Origin of the sequence: Anoxybacillus flavithermus (genome assembly GCF_002742685.1) — a bacterium.
In the GTDB taxonomy this organism is placed as follows: domain Bacteria; phylum Bacillota; class Bacilli; order Bacillales; family Anoxybacillaceae; genus Anoxybacillus; species Anoxybacillus flavithermus_E.
This window is the reverse complement of the sequence record NZ_PEDM01000016.1, coordinates 1-15143: the sequence shown is the minus strand read 5'-3', so window position 1 is coordinate 15143 and position 15143 is coordinate 1. Positions and strand designations below refer to the sequence as shown.

16 protein-coding genes are annotated in these 15143 nt (G+C 42.5%); 14 read left to right on the top strand and 2 right to left on the bottom strand.

Going from position 1 to position 15143, the window contains the following annotated elements; genetic code table 11:
- Positions 1-446: 446 nt before the first annotated feature.
- Positions 447-1106 (bottom strand): DNA endonuclease, encoded by a 660-nt coding sequence (locus CS060_RS08555; protein ID WP_231563553.1) that lies wholly within the window; start codon positions 1104-1106, stop codon positions 447-449.
- A 153-nt stretch (positions 1107-1259) separates the two neighbouring features.
- On the opposite strand from CS060_RS08555, the gene flaG reads away from it, so the two are divergent.
- The 5 genes from flaG to CS060_RS08530 are packed head-to-tail and all read left to right on the top strand — an operon-like array spanning position 1260 to position 4336.
- Positions 1260-1619: a flagellar protein FlaG gene (flaG, locus tag CS060_RS08550; RefSeq protein WP_035047249.1), complete on the top strand. Its 360-nt coding sequence runs from the start codon at positions 1260-1262 to the stop codon at positions 1617-1619.
- 12 nt (positions 1620-1631) lie between these two features.
- Entirely contained in the window at positions 1632-3179 is a 1548-nt protein-coding gene (locus CS060_RS08545; RefSeq protein WP_099668882.1) for a flagellar hook-associated protein 2, read from the top strand.
- Positions 3180-3195: 16 nt separating this feature from the next.
- Positions 3196-3588 (top strand): flagellar export chaperone FliS, encoded by a 393-nt coding sequence (fliS, locus tag CS060_RS08540; RefSeq protein WP_035047215.1) that lies wholly within the window; start codon positions 3196-3198, stop codon positions 3586-3588.
- A complete protein-coding gene (fliT, locus tag CS060_RS08535) occupies positions 3588-3938 on the top strand; it encodes a flagellar protein FliT (RefSeq protein ID WP_035047219.1) in 351 nt (116 codons plus the stop codon). The genes fliS and fliT overlap by 1 nt, the downstream gene beginning before the upstream one ends.
- Positions 3939-3946: 8 nt before the next feature.
- Positions 3947-4336 carry a DUF8042 domain-containing protein gene (locus tag CS060_RS08530; protein ID WP_035047224.1) on the top strand — a complete coding sequence of 130 codons (390 nt, stop codon included), beginning with the start codon at positions 3947-3949 and terminating at the stop codon, positions 4334-4336.
- Between the two features lie 34 nt (positions 4337-4370).
- On the opposite strand, the gene CS060_RS08525 is transcribed toward CS060_RS08530, so the two are convergent.
- Entirely contained in the window at positions 4371-5453 is a 1083-nt protein-coding gene (locus CS060_RS08525; protein ID WP_035047228.1) for an HD-GYP domain-containing protein, read from the bottom strand.
- Positions 5454-5626: 173 nt separating this feature from the next.
- Between CS060_RS08525 and hpf the strand changes: the two genes are divergently transcribed.
- The 9 genes from hpf (at position 5627) to CS060_RS08480 (ending at position 14940) form a co-directional block, all read left to right on the top strand.
- Positions 5627-6175 carry a ribosome hibernation-promoting factor, HPF/YfiA family gene (gene hpf, locus CS060_RS08520; protein WP_035047230.1) on the top strand — a complete coding sequence of 183 codons (549 nt, stop codon included), beginning with the start codon at positions 5627-5629 and terminating at the stop codon, positions 6173-6175.
- A gap of 63 nt (positions 6176-6238) precedes the next feature.
- Complete coding sequence (locus tag CS060_RS08515) at positions 6239-6715, top strand: hypothetical protein (protein WP_035047251.1); 477 nt, start codon at positions 6239-6241, stop codon at positions 6713-6715.
- A gap of 134 nt (positions 6716-6849) precedes the next feature.
- Positions 6850-9354: a preprotein translocase subunit SecA gene (gene secA, locus CS060_RS08510; protein WP_035047235.1), complete on the top strand. Its 2505-nt coding sequence runs from the start codon at positions 6850-6852 to the stop codon at positions 9352-9354.
- An 80-nt stretch (positions 9355-9434) separates the two neighbouring features.
- Positions 9435-10542, top strand: a protein-coding gene (prfB, locus tag CS060_RS08505; RefSeq protein WP_099668883.1) for a peptide chain release factor 2 whose coding sequence is annotated in 2 segments (ribosomal slippage) — positions 9435-9506 and positions 9508-10542 — 1107 coding nt in all. Because the reading frame shifts where the segments join, the coding sequence is not laid out codon by codon here.
- A 137-nt stretch (positions 10543-10679) separates the two neighbouring features.
- Positions 10680-11540, top strand: coding sequence for a YitT family protein (locus CS060_RS08500; protein WP_035047242.1), 861 nt, complete (start codon positions 10680-10682; stop codon positions 11538-11540).
- A 58-nt stretch (positions 11541-11598) separates the two neighbouring features.
- On the top strand, positions 11599-11925 hold the full coding sequence (gene cccB, locus CS060_RS08495; protein WP_006320133.1) for a cytochrome c551: 327 nt from the start codon (positions 11599-11601) through the stop codon (positions 11923-11925).
- Between the two features lie 160 nt (positions 11926-12085).
- The gene (gene ftsE, locus CS060_RS08490; protein ID WP_035047253.1) at positions 12086-12772 is read left to right on the top strand and encodes a cell division ATP-binding protein FtsE; all 687 of its coding nucleotides are present in this window, start codon (positions 12086-12088) and stop codon (positions 12770-12772) included.
- On the top strand, positions 12762-13655 hold the full coding sequence (gene ftsX / locus CS060_RS08485) for a permease-like cell division protein FtsX (RefSeq protein ID WP_035047243.1): 894 nt from the start codon (positions 12762-12764) through the stop codon (positions 13653-13655). The genes ftsE and ftsX overlap by 11 nt, the downstream gene beginning before the upstream one ends.
- Before the next feature lie 19 nt (positions 13656-13674).
- Positions 13675-14940: a murein hydrolase activator EnvC family protein gene (locus CS060_RS08480; protein WP_099668881.1), complete on the top strand. Its 1266-nt coding sequence runs from the start codon at positions 13675-13677 to the stop codon at positions 14938-14940.
- The last annotated feature ends 203 nt before the right edge of the window (positions 14941-15143 follow it).

Here is a 15143-nt window from a genome sequence, read left to right as displayed (position 1 = left end):
GCAGCCAAGCTCCTGTGAGGAAACTCTGGAGAAGGTTCAACGACTAGGACATACCACCTAAGGCGAGAGCTATGGTGATGAAGTCCGTAGGGGAGATCCCCGAAGTGCCCAGCCCTTCGCTAGCTAATGGCTAGAAAGGTGAAGATATAGTCTACACAACGATCGAAAGACGTTGCGGCATGGCAAGCCAACCAACAACCACAAGGAGTATTACAATTGCTCCGTTAATGAAACGAAAAGAGGCCTTAGGTTTTCTAAGGTCTCTTTTTTAGTTCTTTCCATTTATAAACAACAGACCAATAGCTACGTTGTAAAGTATCAGCAATCTCTTTTATCGTAGCTCCTGCTTCTTTCATCGTTTTTATTGTTATCATTTCTTCGTCGGTGTAATTTTTCCAACGGTCAGCACTACTTGCTAAAATTTCGAAATCAGGGTATTTGCTTTTCTATTTTGCTTTTTCCATTTGCAAACGTTCGTTCCAATTCGTTTTGTAATACATGGATGGACAATCGGTCGTGATCGAAGAAATAAGATCTAAAAATAAAAATGTATCTTTTACAGACGTTGTTTTTAAGATCATTCCTTGTCCATCTTTTCGTTTGCTTAGTCGGAAAATAACGTTAAAGAATTTTAAAATGTGGTTCTGGAGTTGTTCAAGTTCTCCTGGTGGGTAACATTGCAAGTATAAATAAATGTGTGGTGTTAGGTAGATGAGTTTCTTTCGTGCGTTGACTGTTGTAGAGATGCAAAGTGAGCCATCATCCATGTACAGCACAGCTAAGAAGTATGGTAATGTACAGTATCGTAATAAGTGGATCGGAATATGCTTTATTCCTTGCTCATCATAAAAATGTGGATACAGTGTTGTAAATAAAGGTAAAGAAACAGATCGAACACAGCTACTTTTTTCTGATATGTAGAGTAGTCCATCAAAAAATGATGCTTTCCATTCGCGGTATGCTTGTTGCTCTAGTCCAAAATGTTCACGATAACTATGATTTTTTCTCCGGCTATTCGGGTAGATTTTTGTGATTTCTCCATCTCCAATAATGCTTGCGATGAGTATGTTTTGTTGAATAGGTGTCAAATGCATTAAATTATTCATTATACATACCTCTCTTTTTATAGAACATATGTTTGTTTTTATTATACTATTTATTTTGTTATGATCAACATAGTTTTTCCCTCCCCCCTTCAAATCTCCCCACTCCCATCCGATATAAACAGTAGAAACGTATATGTAAAGGAGCGAACGGTGATGATTGAACGAATTTCTTCTTCTCTTTCTTCCACATATATGTATGAAAAAACGACAGAGCGTCCAGCAGAACAACCAAAGCAAGAGCAAACCACTTTACAACAACTAAACGCAAAACAAGAAGAAAATCGCATTTCAAAAGAAAAGCTTGAAGAAGTTGTCAAAGGGATGAATGAATTTTTGCAGCCGAGCCATACGTCGTTAAAATTTGCGGTACATGAAGATTTAAAAGAGTATTATGTCCAGCTTATTGATGATCGCACGAAAGAAGTCGTGCGCGAAATTCCGCCCAAAAAACTGTTAGATATGTATGCGGCGATGATGAAGTTTGTTGGATTAATTGTCGATCGAAAAATTTAGGGGGTGTTAAATATGAATAATATGCGTATCGGTGGCTTAGCAAGTGGCATGGACATCGACAAAATCGTCGGCGATTTAATGAAAGTTGAACGTGCGCCGATCGATAAATTAAAGCAAAAAAAGCAATTGCTTGAATGGCAGCGCGATGCATATCGCGATATGAATCGTTTGTTGAATGATTTGGATAAGCATATTTTTGACGGCGTCATGCGTCAAAGTACGTTTTTGCAGAAAAAAGTGACGAGTTCGAATGAAAACGTTGTAACTGCAACAAGTACGCCAAGTGCTCAAAATCAAACGGTGGAAATTAGCAATATTACACAGCTAGCAGCTGCGGCCAGATGGACGTCGGAAAATGCCGTTCAAACAGTTGGAACATTTGATCCAAATGCGAAACTGAAAGATGTTACATTTATTGTCGGAGGAGTTACTCCGGTGAACTTGACTAGTCCGCTAACGCTTAAATTAGCTGTAACAGATCCAAATGGAAGCACAAAAAATGTTGAAATCAATATAGACCCAAACAATGACACGCTTCAATCTGTGATCAGTAAGATGAATCAAAATTCAGATTTGGGGGTAAATGCATTTTACGATGATGTTACAAAGAAAGTCGTCATTAATAAAAAACAAACAGGAGCAGGTGCGTCTATTCAAATCGTTGAAGGACAAGAGCTGTTTCAAGCGTTCGGTTTTACAGCAGCTCTAAATAATCTAGAACTAACAGGAAAAACGGATGGAAAAAACGCCAAATTTACAATTAACGGCCTTCAAACAGAGCGCACGTCAAATACGTTTACAATCAATGGGACAACATATACGCTCAAAAACACGCATGCGGGGACGGTGACGCTCACATCAACGACAAACACTGATGCGATTTTTAATTCCATTAAATCGTTTGTTGATAAATATAATGAAACGATTGACGAGATCAATAAAAAGCTAAAAGAGACGCGCTACCGTGATTATCAGCCGTTGACGGATGAACAGCGTGAAAAGCTGACGGAAAAGCAGGCGGAGAAGTGGGAGGAAAAAGCGAAAAGCGGCATTTTGCGCGGCGATTCGATTTTATCAAACACCCTCTCTAGCATGCGCCTAGCGCTTTATCGTAAAGTCGAAGCAGCACCGGAAGGGTTTCAACAGCTAGCCCAAATCGGCATTACGACAACACCAAACTACTTAGAAGGTGGAAAGCTGCTAATTGACGAAACAAAGTTGCGACAAAAAATTGAAGAAAATCCTGATGCGGTTTATCGCTTGTTCAGTAACAATGGTTCTGGAAACGATAAAGGTATCGTCCTCCAACTTCGCGATGAAATTAAAAAGACAATCAAAAGCATTGAAGATAAAGCAGGAAATACGTTAAAAACTGCGAACCAGTATATCATTGGAAAAAATATTCTCGACATTGATACGCGCATTAGCGCCGCAGAAGATCGGTTAAGACGAGTCGAAGACCGCTACTGGAAGCAGTTTTCGGCAATGGAAAAAGCAGTGCAACGTGCGAACTCGCAAAGCATGTATCTCATGAATGCCTTTGGCGGTGGAGCACAATAATTTAGGAGGTTGAACGATGAACCCATATCAATCATACCAAACGAACGCGGTGCAAACGGCGTCGCCGGGGGAATTAACGCTTATGCTTTACAACGGTTGCTTAAAGTTTATTACGCAAGCGAAAAAAGCGATCGAGGACAAAGATATTGAATCGCGCAACACAAACTTATTAAAAGCGCAAAAAATTATTCAAGAGCTTATGGTCACGCTCAATATGGAATATGAAGTAGCCAAATCGATGATGACGATGTACGACTATATTTATCGTCGCCTTGTTGAAGCAAATGTTAAAAGCGATATGTCCATCTTAGAGGAAGTCGAAGGATACGTGAAAGAGTTTCGGGATACGTGGAAGCAAGTGATTCAGCTGAATCGTCAACGTCAATACGCGCAAGGCGGTCACGTGTAATGAGCGTTGTTTCAGAGCTTCTTGAGGCGACGGCGGCGATTGTGACGTTGCTTCGTGGGCCGATCGAAAGGGAAAAGCGTGAAGCTGTCATTGAACAAATCGAACAACTGCTTGAAAAGCGTGAGCAGCTGCTTCAGTCGCTTTCGACGACGTTAACCGATGAAGAAAAACAAATCGGGAAACAGTTGCTTGCGCTTGATCAAGAGGCGAACGCTCTTCTCCAGCAATTGAAGCAACAAATTCAGCAAGATTTAAAACAAACGAAGCAAACAAAGGTGGCTGTGGAGCGGTACGATGACATATACGACTCGCTCGCCATCGACGGTATGTTTTATGATAAACGAAGGTAGGTAAGCGCATGGTACATTTAACTCCAGAACAATTAATAGTCGTTCGTCAATATGTAGCGTTATTAGACACAATTGAAGAAGGTTTCCACTACGTCATTGAAAGTTTTACTAATTATGAGCGTACGCAAGGGGATGTTGTGCTTGCGGATATTTTTACAGCGTTCGGTCAAATTGATACGACAAATGAGCGCTCGCTTGCGCATTTTTTTGCCGATGATATCGCAATATTGAACGAACTTCAGCGTTTTTCTTCTGTCGTCGAAGAGGCGTGGAAATTAGACGGAAAGCTGCATGATCCAAATGCCAAGCAACAAATTGTCGAAAAACATGTAGCGCCAGCGTTTGAAGCGTGGAAAGTAAGTATGATGCAACATCTTCGTCCGTATGTGGAGCAATAATATAAAGGTGCGAGTCGATCGCACCTTTTGTTGCTTAAAACGCCTCTACAATGGTGACGTTTACTTCTTTTCGTAAGTCAATTTCAAAGGGTGATTTCAGCATCTCGCCGTTTGGATTTTGTAAAATACGAACGACAGGGCGAAGCGGATATTCTGGGAAAATGTTTGAGACGACGCCTCGGTATCCTGTGTTGAGTACAATGTTTGTGCCAAGCGGGTAAATGGCGACGTATTTTAAAAACGTTTTAATGAGCTCGTAATCAAACAACGTGTTGCCAGCTGCGCATAAATATTCAGCTGCTTCGTGCGGCGAATGTTGTTTACGATGGTCGCGCGGTGAAGTGAGCGCATCGAACACGTCTGCGATGGCAATGATGCGCGCGAATTCGTGAATGTATTTGCCGGCCGCTTGATGTGGATAGCCACTCCCATCAAAACGTTCATGATGTTGTAGTGCACAATAAGCAGATGATGGTGAAACGTTGCTTTGTTTTTTCAATAATTCAAAGCCAAATTCGGTATGATGGGAAACGATTCGACGTTCTTCAGGGCTAAGAGGTCCTTTTTTCGCCCAAAGTGCACTCGGAATTTGCGTCATGCCAATATCAAATAAAAGCGCCCCGACCCCTAAATCAAGCAATTGTTGCGATGAATATCCTTTCGCTAATCCGATGACGCCTGCGATTGTTGCTACGTTAACCGAGTGATGAAAGAAATATCCTTTTGAAATAACAAGATCAGATAAGTTAATGAGCAAATTTTCTCGACTTAATAAATAATCTAAAATTTCCTTGAATATTTTTTGATATTCTTGTCCGAGGTCAAGCGAAGATACCCGCTGGACGGCTTTTTGTTCCTCGATGAGTTCCGTCATCGTTTCGTACACTTTTTTTACTGCTTGTTGTCGCACAACAGGACTAATCATCGGTTTTTCTTCAATATCAAATGTAAAAACGTCGTGAATATAAATATGACGAATGCCGTTTTCGCGCAGTCCGCGAATGTATGAATCGGTCAGTTTAACCCCCTTAGCGAGCAAAACTGCACCGTTTGGTCCGTAAATATCAACGGCGAGCACATCGCCGCTTTTTGCTTCGAATATGTGCACTTTGCGCATGCGATAACACCTCAGTAGAAAAATACGAACGCCTTTCATCATCTATAAATTATAGCATAATTATCCATTGTTTTGTTCATCATTTTTTCACAAAAAATGTGACGATTGAGAAGGAGTTTTGTAGGGAATTGTAGAAATAAATAAACAACCTTTCATAAAAGGAGGAACAGCGTATGAAATACAACATTCGCGGAGAAAACATCGAGGTTACACAAGCCATTCGAGAGTATGTCGAGAAGAAAATCGGAAAATTAGAACGCTATTTTGAATCAACGGAAGGAGTAACGGTTCACGTTAACTTAAAAGTATATAACGATAAACAGGCAAAAATTGAAGTAACGATCCCAATGCCACAAATTGTGTTGCGTGCAGAAGAGCGCCATGATGATATGTATGCGGCAATCGATTTGGTCGTTGATAAACTCGAACGCCAAATTCGTAAACATAAAACGAAAGTGAATCGAAAAATGCGTGAAAAAGAAGCAAACGGTGTGACGCTTACAACAACTGCCCCTGTGGCGACAGAAGAGCATGAGGAAGAGGAGTTCGAAGTTGTACGTACGAAGCGCTTCAGCTTAAAACCGATGGATAGCGAAGAAGCCATTTTACAAATGAATATGCTCGGTCATAACTTTTACGTTTTTATTAACGCGGAAACAAACCGTACGAACGTTGTTTACAAACGAAAAGACGGCAAATATGGCTTAATCGAAGCGAACTAATCCTATCACCCTCTGTCGAATGAAGACAGGGGGTGGTATAATGTGAAAGGAGGTGAAAAAAGGATGGAAGCGATTTTACGTGAAATTTTAGGAAAGTTGACGAATATCGAAAGTCATTTTCTACAGTTTCAACAAGAAGTGCGTAACCAATTTGCTCGAATTGACGAACGATTCGCACAGATTGATGAGCGATTTGCACAAATTGACGAACGATTCGCCCAAATGGAAGCGCGATTTGCTAACATGGAAGCTCGTTTAACCGCACTTGAACGAGAGATGAGAGAGGTAAACACGCGCATCGGTCGTCTCGAAGAAGAAATGTGCGATGTCAAGAAACGTCTTGAGCATGTTGAAACACAACTAAGCGATGTAAAAGAAACAGTGCATCGTTTAGAAATTCAACTAGCTAACGATGTACAAACGTTACTGCAACACATTTATAAAAAGATTGATGAAAAAGGGTTTGAAATTTACGCTCTCAACAAACGACTCCACCACGTCGAAGCAAAGATCGAACAACTTCAATCACCTCAGCGATAACATCTCCCCAGCGTCTCCTGCGCTGGCTTTTTCTTTTTTCTCTCGTTTTTCTTTGTCTTTCGTATGAGTTGTCACCTTTTCTTGTAAGTGATATGATGGTAATTAGCGACTATATAAGCAAGGAGCGTTTTTGTATGCTTGGAATGTTCAAAAAAGTGTTTGATCCGAATAAACGGCAAATTGCACGATTAGAGAAAATCGCGAACGAAATTGATGCGCTCGGTTCGCAAATGGCGCAACTTTCTGATGACGAGTTGCGTCAAAAAACAGAAGAGTTTAAGGCGCGTCTTGAAAAAGGCGAGACGCTTGATGATTTGCTTGTTGAGGCGTTTGCGGTCGTTCGCGAAGCAGCGAAGCGCGTGCTTGGCATGTATCCATATAAAGTGCAATTAATGGGGGGCATCGCACTTCATGAAGGCAACATTGCTGAAATGAAGACAGGGGAAGGAAAAACGTTAACCGCAACGATGCCAGTCTATTTAAACGCATTAACAGGAAAAGGTGTCCATGTCGTCACGGTAAACGAATATTTAGCAAGCCGCGACGCAAATGAAATGGGCAGACTGTATCAGTTTTTAGGTTTATCTGTTGGACTAAATTTAAGCAATATGTCACGCGAAGAAAAGCAAGCAGCTTACAACGCCGATATTACATACGGAACGAATAACGAATTTGGTTTCGACTATTTGCGCGATAACATGGTGCTCTATAAAGAACATATGGTGCAACGTCCGCTTCATTATGCGATCATTGACGAAGTCGACTCCATTTTAATTGACGAAGCACGTACACCGCTCATTATTTCAGGGACAGCGCAAAAGTCCACGAAATTGTACATTCAAGCGAATGCGTTTGTGCGTACATTAAAACGAGATGTCGATTATACGTACGATGAAAAGACGAAAAGCGTGCAGCTGACGGAAGAAGGAATGAACAAAGCAGAGCGTGCGTTTGGAATCGACAACTTATTTGATTTAAAACATGTGACGTTAAACCACCATATTAACCAAGCGTTGCGTGCGCACGTTGTCATGCAGCGCGACGTCGATTACGTTGTCGAAGATGGAAAAATCGTCATCGTCGACCCGTTTACAGGCCGTTTGATGCGCGGACGTCGTTATAGCGACGGGCTTCATCAAGCAATTGAAGCAAAAGAAGGGCTTGAAATTCAAAACGAATCGATGACGCTTGCGACCATCACGTTCCAAAACTATTTCCGCATGTATGAAAAGCTTGCGGGGATGACGGGAACGGCGAAAACAGAAGAAGAAGAATTTCGCAACATTTACAATATGCAAGTCGTTGTCATTCCAACAAATAAGCCCGTTATTCGCGATGACCGCCCAGATTTAATTTATCGCACGATGGAAGGGAAGTTTCGCGCTGTTGTCGAAGACATTGCGGAACGTCACGCGAAAGGACAACCTGTCCTTGTCGGTACCGTATCTATTGAAACGTCTGAATTGTTGTCAAGCATGTTAACGAAGCGCGGTATTCGCCATAACGTGTTAAACGCGAAAAACCATGCGAAAGAAGCAGAAATTATTGCACAAGCTGGTCAAAAAGCGGCAGTAACGATTGCGACAAACATGGCAGGACGTGGAACGGATATTAAACTCGGCGAAGGAGTGCGCGAGCTTGGCGGTTTAGCCGTTATCGGTACAGAGCGTCATGAAAGCCGCCGTATCGACAACCAATTGCGCGGTCGTTCCGGCCGTCAAGGTGACCCTGGGGTATCGCAATTTTACTTGTCGCTCGAAGACGAACTGATGCGTCGCTTCGGTTCAGAAAATATGATGGCGATGATGGATCGTCTAGGCATGGACGATTCACAGCCAATTCAAAGTAAAATCGTTTCGAAAGCGGTCGAGTCGGCACAAAAACGTGTCGAAGGAAACAACTTTGATGCACGAAAACAACTGTTGCAGTACGACGACGTATTGCGTGAACAACGTGAAATTATTTATCGTCAACGTTTCCAAGTGCTTGATTCGGAAAACTTGCGCGACATCGTTGAAAACATGATTCAATCGGTTATCGAGCGCGTTGTGCGCATGCATACACCAGATGAAGAGATGCCGGAAGAATGGAACGTGCAAGCGATCGTTGATTATGTGCAAGCAAACCTTCTTCCTGAAGGGGACGTAACTGTCAACGATTTGCGTGGCAAAGATCCAGAAGAAATGATTGAATTCATTTGGAATAAAGTGCGCGCGCGTTACGATGAAAAAGAAAGCCGCATTCCAGCGGAGCAAATGCGCGAGTTTGAACGCGTCATCGTTTTACGTGCGGTCGATATGAAATGGATGGAACATATCGATGCGATGGAACAGCTTCGCCAAGGCATTCATTTACGTGCGTACGGTCAAATTGACCCGTTGCGTGAATACCAAATGGAAGGGTATGCGATGTTTGAAGCGATGATCGCTTCCATTGAAGAAGAAGTCGCTCGCTACATTATGAAAGCGGAAATTGAAAGCAATCTTGAGCGACAAGAAGTAGCCAAAGGAGAGGCTGTTCATCCGAAAGAAGGCGAAGAAGTGAAGCGCAAGCCAGTGAAAAAAGCGGTGGAAGTCGGCCGAAATGATCCGTGCCCATGCGGAAGTGGGAAAAAATATAAACATTGTTGCGGACGATAAGTGAGGGATGTTCCCTCGCTTTCGTTATGTTGCGTCCGCCGAGACGTTTGCATACAATAATGGTTGAGGTGAAGGACATGATCGATTTAGTAGAAATTAAGCAAGAGCTTGAAAAAATGGCTAAGCGATTAGCGGATATTAGGGGGTCTCTTTGACCTCGAAACGAAGGAAGCGCGCATTGAACAACTAGAAGCACAAATGGCTGCGCCTCATTTTTGGGACGATCAAAAAGCGGCTCAAGCGGTCATTAGTGAGGCAAATGCACTGAAAGATTTAGTTGGTGAGTTTCGCTCACTTGAAGAGCGATTTGAAAATTTAGAAGTGACATACGAGCTTGTCAAAGAAGAACCCGATGAAGAATTGCAAAAAGAGCTTGTTTCTGAAGCGAAAAAACTGTCGAAAGACTTTAGCGAATTTGAACTGCAATTGTTGTTAAACGAACCGTACGATAAAAATAACGCCATTTTAGAACTTCATCCTGGTGCGGGCGGAACAGAGTCGCAAGATTGGGCGTCGATGTTGTTGCGCATGTATACGCGCTGGGCGGAGAAAAAAGGATACAAAGTGGAAACGCTCGATTATTTGCCTGGTGAGGAAGCAGGAGTTAAAAGTGTCACGTTGCTAATTAAAGGGCATAATGCATACGGATATTTAAAAGCGGAAAAAGGCGTCCATCGCCTCGTGCGCATTTCACCGTTCGACGCTTCTGGTCGCCGTCATACATCGTTCGTTTCATGCGAAGTTGTACCTGAATTTGATGACAACATTGAAATTGACGTGCGTCCAGATGAAATAAAAGTCGATACGTATCGTTCGAGCGGTGCCGGCGGTCAGCACGTCAATACGACAGACTCAGCTGTACGCATTACACACATTCCAACAGGCATTGTCGTCACATGCCAATCAGAGCGTTCGCAAATTAAAAACCGCGAAAAAGCGATGAATATGTTAAAGGCGAAGTTGTATCAAAAGAAGTTAGAGGAACAACAGGCGGAGCTCGCAGAAATTCGCGGCGAGCAAAAAGAAATTGGCTGGGGAAGCCAAATTCGTTCTTATGTGTTTCATCCGTACTCGCTTGTAAAAGACCATCGAACAAATACCGAAGTCGGAAATGTGCAAGCAGTGATGGATGGAGAAATTGATGTCTTTATCGACGCATATTTGCGTTCGAAATTAAAACAAGGATAAGGTGTCCGACATGGGCACCTTTTTATATATTGAAAGAACGTATATTAACTTCACTATATTAAATCATTATTGCGTTAATTCGATGTCATTTACTTCCTGTATGGGGCATGCTATACTCACGAGGGAAGGTGAGAAGCATGCGAAAAAGAAGCAACATAACAAATCCAGTCGTTGAAAAAATATTGGAATACGTATATATTCTTGTCGGCTCGGCCGTTGTGGCTGTGGCATTCAATTTATTTTTACTTCCGAACCGCGTCGCATCAGGTGGGGTGAGCGGCATAAGTACGATTTTACATGCGACGCTCGGCTGGCAGCCAGCATACGTACAATGGGCGCTTAACATTCCACTATTTATTGCAGGCGTGTTGCTGCTTGGTAAACAGTTTGGTGTCAAAACATTAGTTGGCACTGCTTTTTTGCCGTTTGTTGTTTATTTGACGCATGACGTCGCGCCAGCAACGCACGACCCATTGCTTGGGTCGCTATTTGGCGGCATTGGCGTCGGTTTAGGATTAGGGATCGTTTTCCGTGGTCGTGCATCGACAGGAGGAACCGACTTAGCTGCTCAAATTATTCATAAATATACAGGTTTATCGTTAGGAACGTGCGTCATTTTAATTGACGGCTTAATTGTTTTAACAGCTGCACTAGTTTTTGACTTAGAACGGGCGTTATATGCATTAATTGCATTATTTGTCACAAGTAAAACGATTGATTTTGTTCAAGTTGGTTTCGGTAATTCAAAAATGGCAATGATTATTACAACGAAAGAAGAACAAGTGCAGGAAGCGATTTTGCATAAAATTGACCGCGGTGTGACAAAACTACATGCATACGGTGGATACACAGAACAAGAACGTACGATGCTTATGTGTGTTGTAGCACAAAGCGAGTTCACAAAATTGAAACAATTAGTGAAAACCATTGATCCATCTGCATTTGTCGTTGTTATGGATGCCGCAGAAGTGCTTGGGGAAGGATTTAAACGTGCCTAACGTAAAAACGATGCGATATAATAGAAATGTATGAAAATGTTGACAAGGGGGATTTCGTATGAAGAAAAAGCTACTTAGCTTATTTGCTGGTACAGCGATTGTATTAGCAGCCTGTGGCGGAGGGGACAGCGCGAGCGAAAAGCCAGCCAACGGCGGTGGAGATACAGCTTCAGCCGCAGAAGCCATTTACAAAAAATCGTGCGCAAGCTGTCACGGACAAAACTTAGAAGGTGGCGTTGGTCCTGCACTTGATAAAGTAGGCGGAAAATATTCGCAAGACGAAATTAAAAACATTATCGCAAACGGTCGCGGCGGTATGCCGGGTGGCTTGCTCCAAGGAGACGATGTCGATAAAGTAGCGGAGTGGCTAGCAGCGAAAAAGTAAGAGGATGCCAATTAGAGCATCCTCTTTTCATTTGTAACAGTCTTGAAATATAACTGTAAATAAAATTCGCCCCCTTTTTGTCGGAAATGATGATATAATGGACGAGGTAAGAATTTTGCAGGAATATGTAGAAAAACATCGAATACTTAGGTGGTTGCTTATGATCGAAATGCAAGATGTATATAAAACATATCCGAACGGAGTCATCGCATTAAACGGGATTTCCGTTCGTATTAAGCAAGGAGAATTTGTATATGTCGTCGGTCCGAGCGGTGCTGGGAAGTCGACGTTTATTAAAATGATGTATCGGGAAGAAAAACCAACAAGCGGCAAAATTATGATTAACGGCGTGAACTTAGCGAATATAAAAGACAGCAAAGTGCCATTGCTCCGTCGGAACATCGGGATCGTCTTTCAAGACTTCAAGCTTCTTCCAAAGTTAACGGTATATGAAAACGTAGCGTTTGCTTTGGAAGTCATTGAAGAGTCGCCAAAAAATATTCGTAAGCGCGTCATGGAAGTGCTTGACTTAGTGCGACTAAAACATAAAGCGCGCTTTTATCCAGATGAATTGTCTGGCGGAGAACAGCAACGGGTGTCGATCGCGCGTTCGATCGTTAACAATCCGTCAATTGTCATTGCGGACGAGCCGACAGGAAATTTAGACCCGGACACATCTTGGGAAATTATGGATATTTTCGAACGCATTAACGATCGCGGAACGACGATTGTGATGGCAACGCATAACCGCGAAATCGTCAATACGATTCGCAAGCGCGTCATTGCGATTGAACGAGGGAAAATTGCACGCGATGAAGTGAAGGGGGAGTATGGCTATGAGGCTTAACACCCTTCGCCGTCATTTTCGTGAAAGCTTCAAAAGTCTCGGACGAAACGGTTGGATGACGTTTGCGTCCATTAGTGCTGTCACGGTAACGCTTTTGCTTGTTGGCGTATTTCTCGTCATTATGCTCAACATTCAACATATAACGAAACAAATTGAGCGCGACGTCGAAATTCGTGTGCACGTCGATTTAAGTGCGACAGAAGCAGATAAAGATGCGCTCAGAGCGAAGTTAGAAGCTCTTTCTGGCGTCGAAAAAGTGACGTATTCATCGAAAGACGAAGAATTGCAAAAGTTGATTGAAAGTTTCGGAGAAGACGGAAAGTCATTCCGCTTATTTGAACAAGATAACCCGTTAAGCGATGTATTTATCGTAAAAGCAAAAGATCCGCTTGATACAGAAAAAATCGCAAAGCAAATTGAACCGTTGCCATCTGTCGGTAAAGTGAAATACGGAAAAGGGCAAATTGAGAAACTGTTTGCCGCAACGAAAACGATTCGCAATGTCGGATTAGCGCTTATTGTTGGTCTGCTATTTACAGCAATGTTTCTCATCTCCAATACAATTAAAATTACGATTTTTGCCCGTCGTCGCGAAATTGAGATTATGAGATTAGTAGGTGCGACAAACGGGTTTATTCGCTGGCCGTTTTTCCTTGAAGGGCTATGGCTTGGTGTTTTCGGAGCGGTTGTTCCGATTGCGATCGTTCTTTCAGCGTATTCGTACGTATTTGACTTACTATATCCAAAGTTGAAAGATACATTTTTTCAGTTGCTTCCGTTTTATCCGTTCGCATGGCAATTGGCAGCTGTGCTCGTCTTATTAGGTGCGTGTATTGGTATATGGGGAAGCATGATGTCCGTTAGACGATTTTTAAAAGTATAGAAAGAGAGAGGGGTTTACGGTGCGGAAAAGATGGGGAACGATTGTAGCAGCTGTGATGTTGCTTGTTTCAAGCGTTGCTGCGCCTGCGTATGCGGTAACGAAGCGGGACATTCAACAAAAGAAACAAGAAATTCAAAGCGTACAACAAAAGCAGTCATCGATTGAAAGCAAGTTAGAGCAGTCGCAACAAGAAATTGAACGGTTGAAAGCAGAGCAACAACAATTGGATGCGGAAATTAAAAAGCTAGATTTAGCGGTAGAAGAAACGAGCGCCAATATTCGTACAAAACAGCAAAACATTGAAGAAACGAAACAACAAATTGTTGCGCTGAAAAAAGAAATTGAAGAAGTTGCTGCCCGCATTGAACAGCGCAATGAGTTGCTGAAAGAGCGCGCGCGTTCGTTGCAAGAAAGCGGCGGTGTAGTAAGCTATTTAGATGTATTGCTTGGAGCAAAAAGCTTTAGCGACTTTATTGACCGTATGAGCGCAGTTGCGACCATTTTTGAAGCAGATCGTCAAATCATTAAAGAGCAAGAAGCAGATAAGGCGTTAAAAGAAGCGAAAGAACAACAATTAAACGATCAGTTAATCAGCTTGCAAAAACAGCTAACGGAGCTGCAACAATTAAAACAGACGTTGAATGAACAAATCGCGGCAAAAGAAAAATTAATGGCGCAGTTAAAAGAAGAACAAAAACATGAAGAAGAAAAACAACTCGCTTTAGAAGAAGAAAAAGAGCTGCTTGAAAAACAAGAAGCGGCAATGAAAAACCAATTGCAAGAAATGATTCGCCGTCAAAAAGAGCAAGAAGAAGCACGGAAACGCGCATTAGCGAGCCGCGGTTCGTCTGAAGGCGATGGGGGCAGTTTGCCGCCTGTGTCAGATGGGACGTTTATGCGCCCAGCAAACGGTCCAATTACATCGACATTTGGACCGCGTTGGGGTGAATTCCATTACGGCGTAGATATTGGAAAGCGTGGTGCTAGCGTTCCTGTCGTTGCGGCAGCTGATGGCTACGTGTATCGCTCATACTATTCATCAAGCTACGGAAACGTTATTTTTATCATGCATTACATTGATGGACAAGTATATACGACAGTGTATGCTCATTTAGAATCACGTCTTGTTGGCGAAGGACAAAACGTCAGCAAAGGACAAATGATCGGCTATATGGGCAACACCGGTCGTTCGTTCGGTGCGCACTTGCATTTTGAGTTGCATCGCGGTCCTTGGAACGCATCGAAATCAAATGCAGTAGACCCGCTAAAATATATTCCATTCTAAAGCACAGCTCGTTTGCTGTGCTTTTGCGTATTGGTTGAGAAAATGATATGATCGGTGTAAAATAAATACATCTTCATAAGTTATGAACAGTACAAGCTATTCATATAATGAAAACAAACAGGCATCGCACACGGTGTGATGCCTTTCATGGTGTGCTCGGCATGGGTGCAATCTATAGGGTGAAAGTCCCGAACTGCGAAGGC

What these genes read in the sequence shown, in the direction of transcription:
- CS060_RS08555 (WP_231563553.1), bottom strand. Translation starts at nt 1,106, where the DNA reads ATGAATAATTTAATGCATTTGACACCTATTCAACAAAACATACTCATC.
- fliT (WP_035047219.1), top strand. Translation starts at nt 3,588, where the DNA reads ATGAGCGTTGTTTCAGAGCTTCTTGAGGCGACGGCGGCGATTGTGACG.
- flaG (WP_035047249.1), top strand. Translation starts at nt 1,260, where the DNA reads ATGATTGAACGAATTTCTTCTTCTCTTTCTTCCACATATATGTATGAA.
- CS060_RS08515 (WP_035047251.1), top strand. Translation starts at nt 6,239, where the DNA reads ATGGAAGCGATTTTACGTGAAATTTTAGGAAAGTTGACGAATATCGAA.
- CS060_RS08500 (WP_035047242.1), top strand. Translation starts at nt 10,680, where the DNA reads ATGCGAAAAAGAAGCAACATAACAAATCCAGTCGTTGAAAAAATATTG.
- CS060_RS08525 (WP_035047228.1), bottom strand. Translation starts at nt 5,453, where the DNA reads ATGCGCAAAGTGCACATATTCGAAGCAAAAAGCGGCGATGTGCTCGCC.
- CS060_RS08545 (WP_099668882.1), top strand. Translation starts at nt 1,632, where the DNA reads ATGAATAATATGCGTATCGGTGGCTTAGCAAGTGGCATGGACATCGAC.
- cccB (WP_006320133.1), top strand. Translation starts at nt 11,599, where the DNA reads ATGAAGAAAAAGCTACTTAGCTTATTTGCTGGTACAGCGATTGTATTA.
- ftsE (WP_035047253.1), top strand. Translation starts at nt 12,086, where the DNA reads ATGATCGAAATGCAAGATGTATATAAAACATATCCGAACGGAGTCATC.
- secA (WP_035047235.1), top strand. Translation starts at nt 6,850, where the DNA reads ATGCTTGGAATGTTCAAAAAAGTGTTTGATCCGAATAAACGGCAAATT.
- fliS (WP_035047215.1), top strand. Translation starts at nt 3,196, where the DNA reads ATGAACCCATATCAATCATACCAAACGAACGCGGTGCAAACGGCGTCG.
- ftsX (WP_035047243.1), top strand. Translation starts at nt 12,762, where the DNA reads ATGAGGCTTAACACCCTTCGCCGTCATTTTCGTGAAAGCTTCAAAAGT.
- CS060_RS08530 (WP_035047224.1), top strand. Translation starts at nt 3,947, where the DNA reads ATGGTACATTTAACTCCAGAACAATTAATAGTCGTTCGTCAATATGTA.
- hpf (WP_035047230.1), top strand. Translation starts at nt 5,627, where the DNA reads ATGAAATACAACATTCGCGGAGAAAACATCGAGGTTACACAAGCCATT.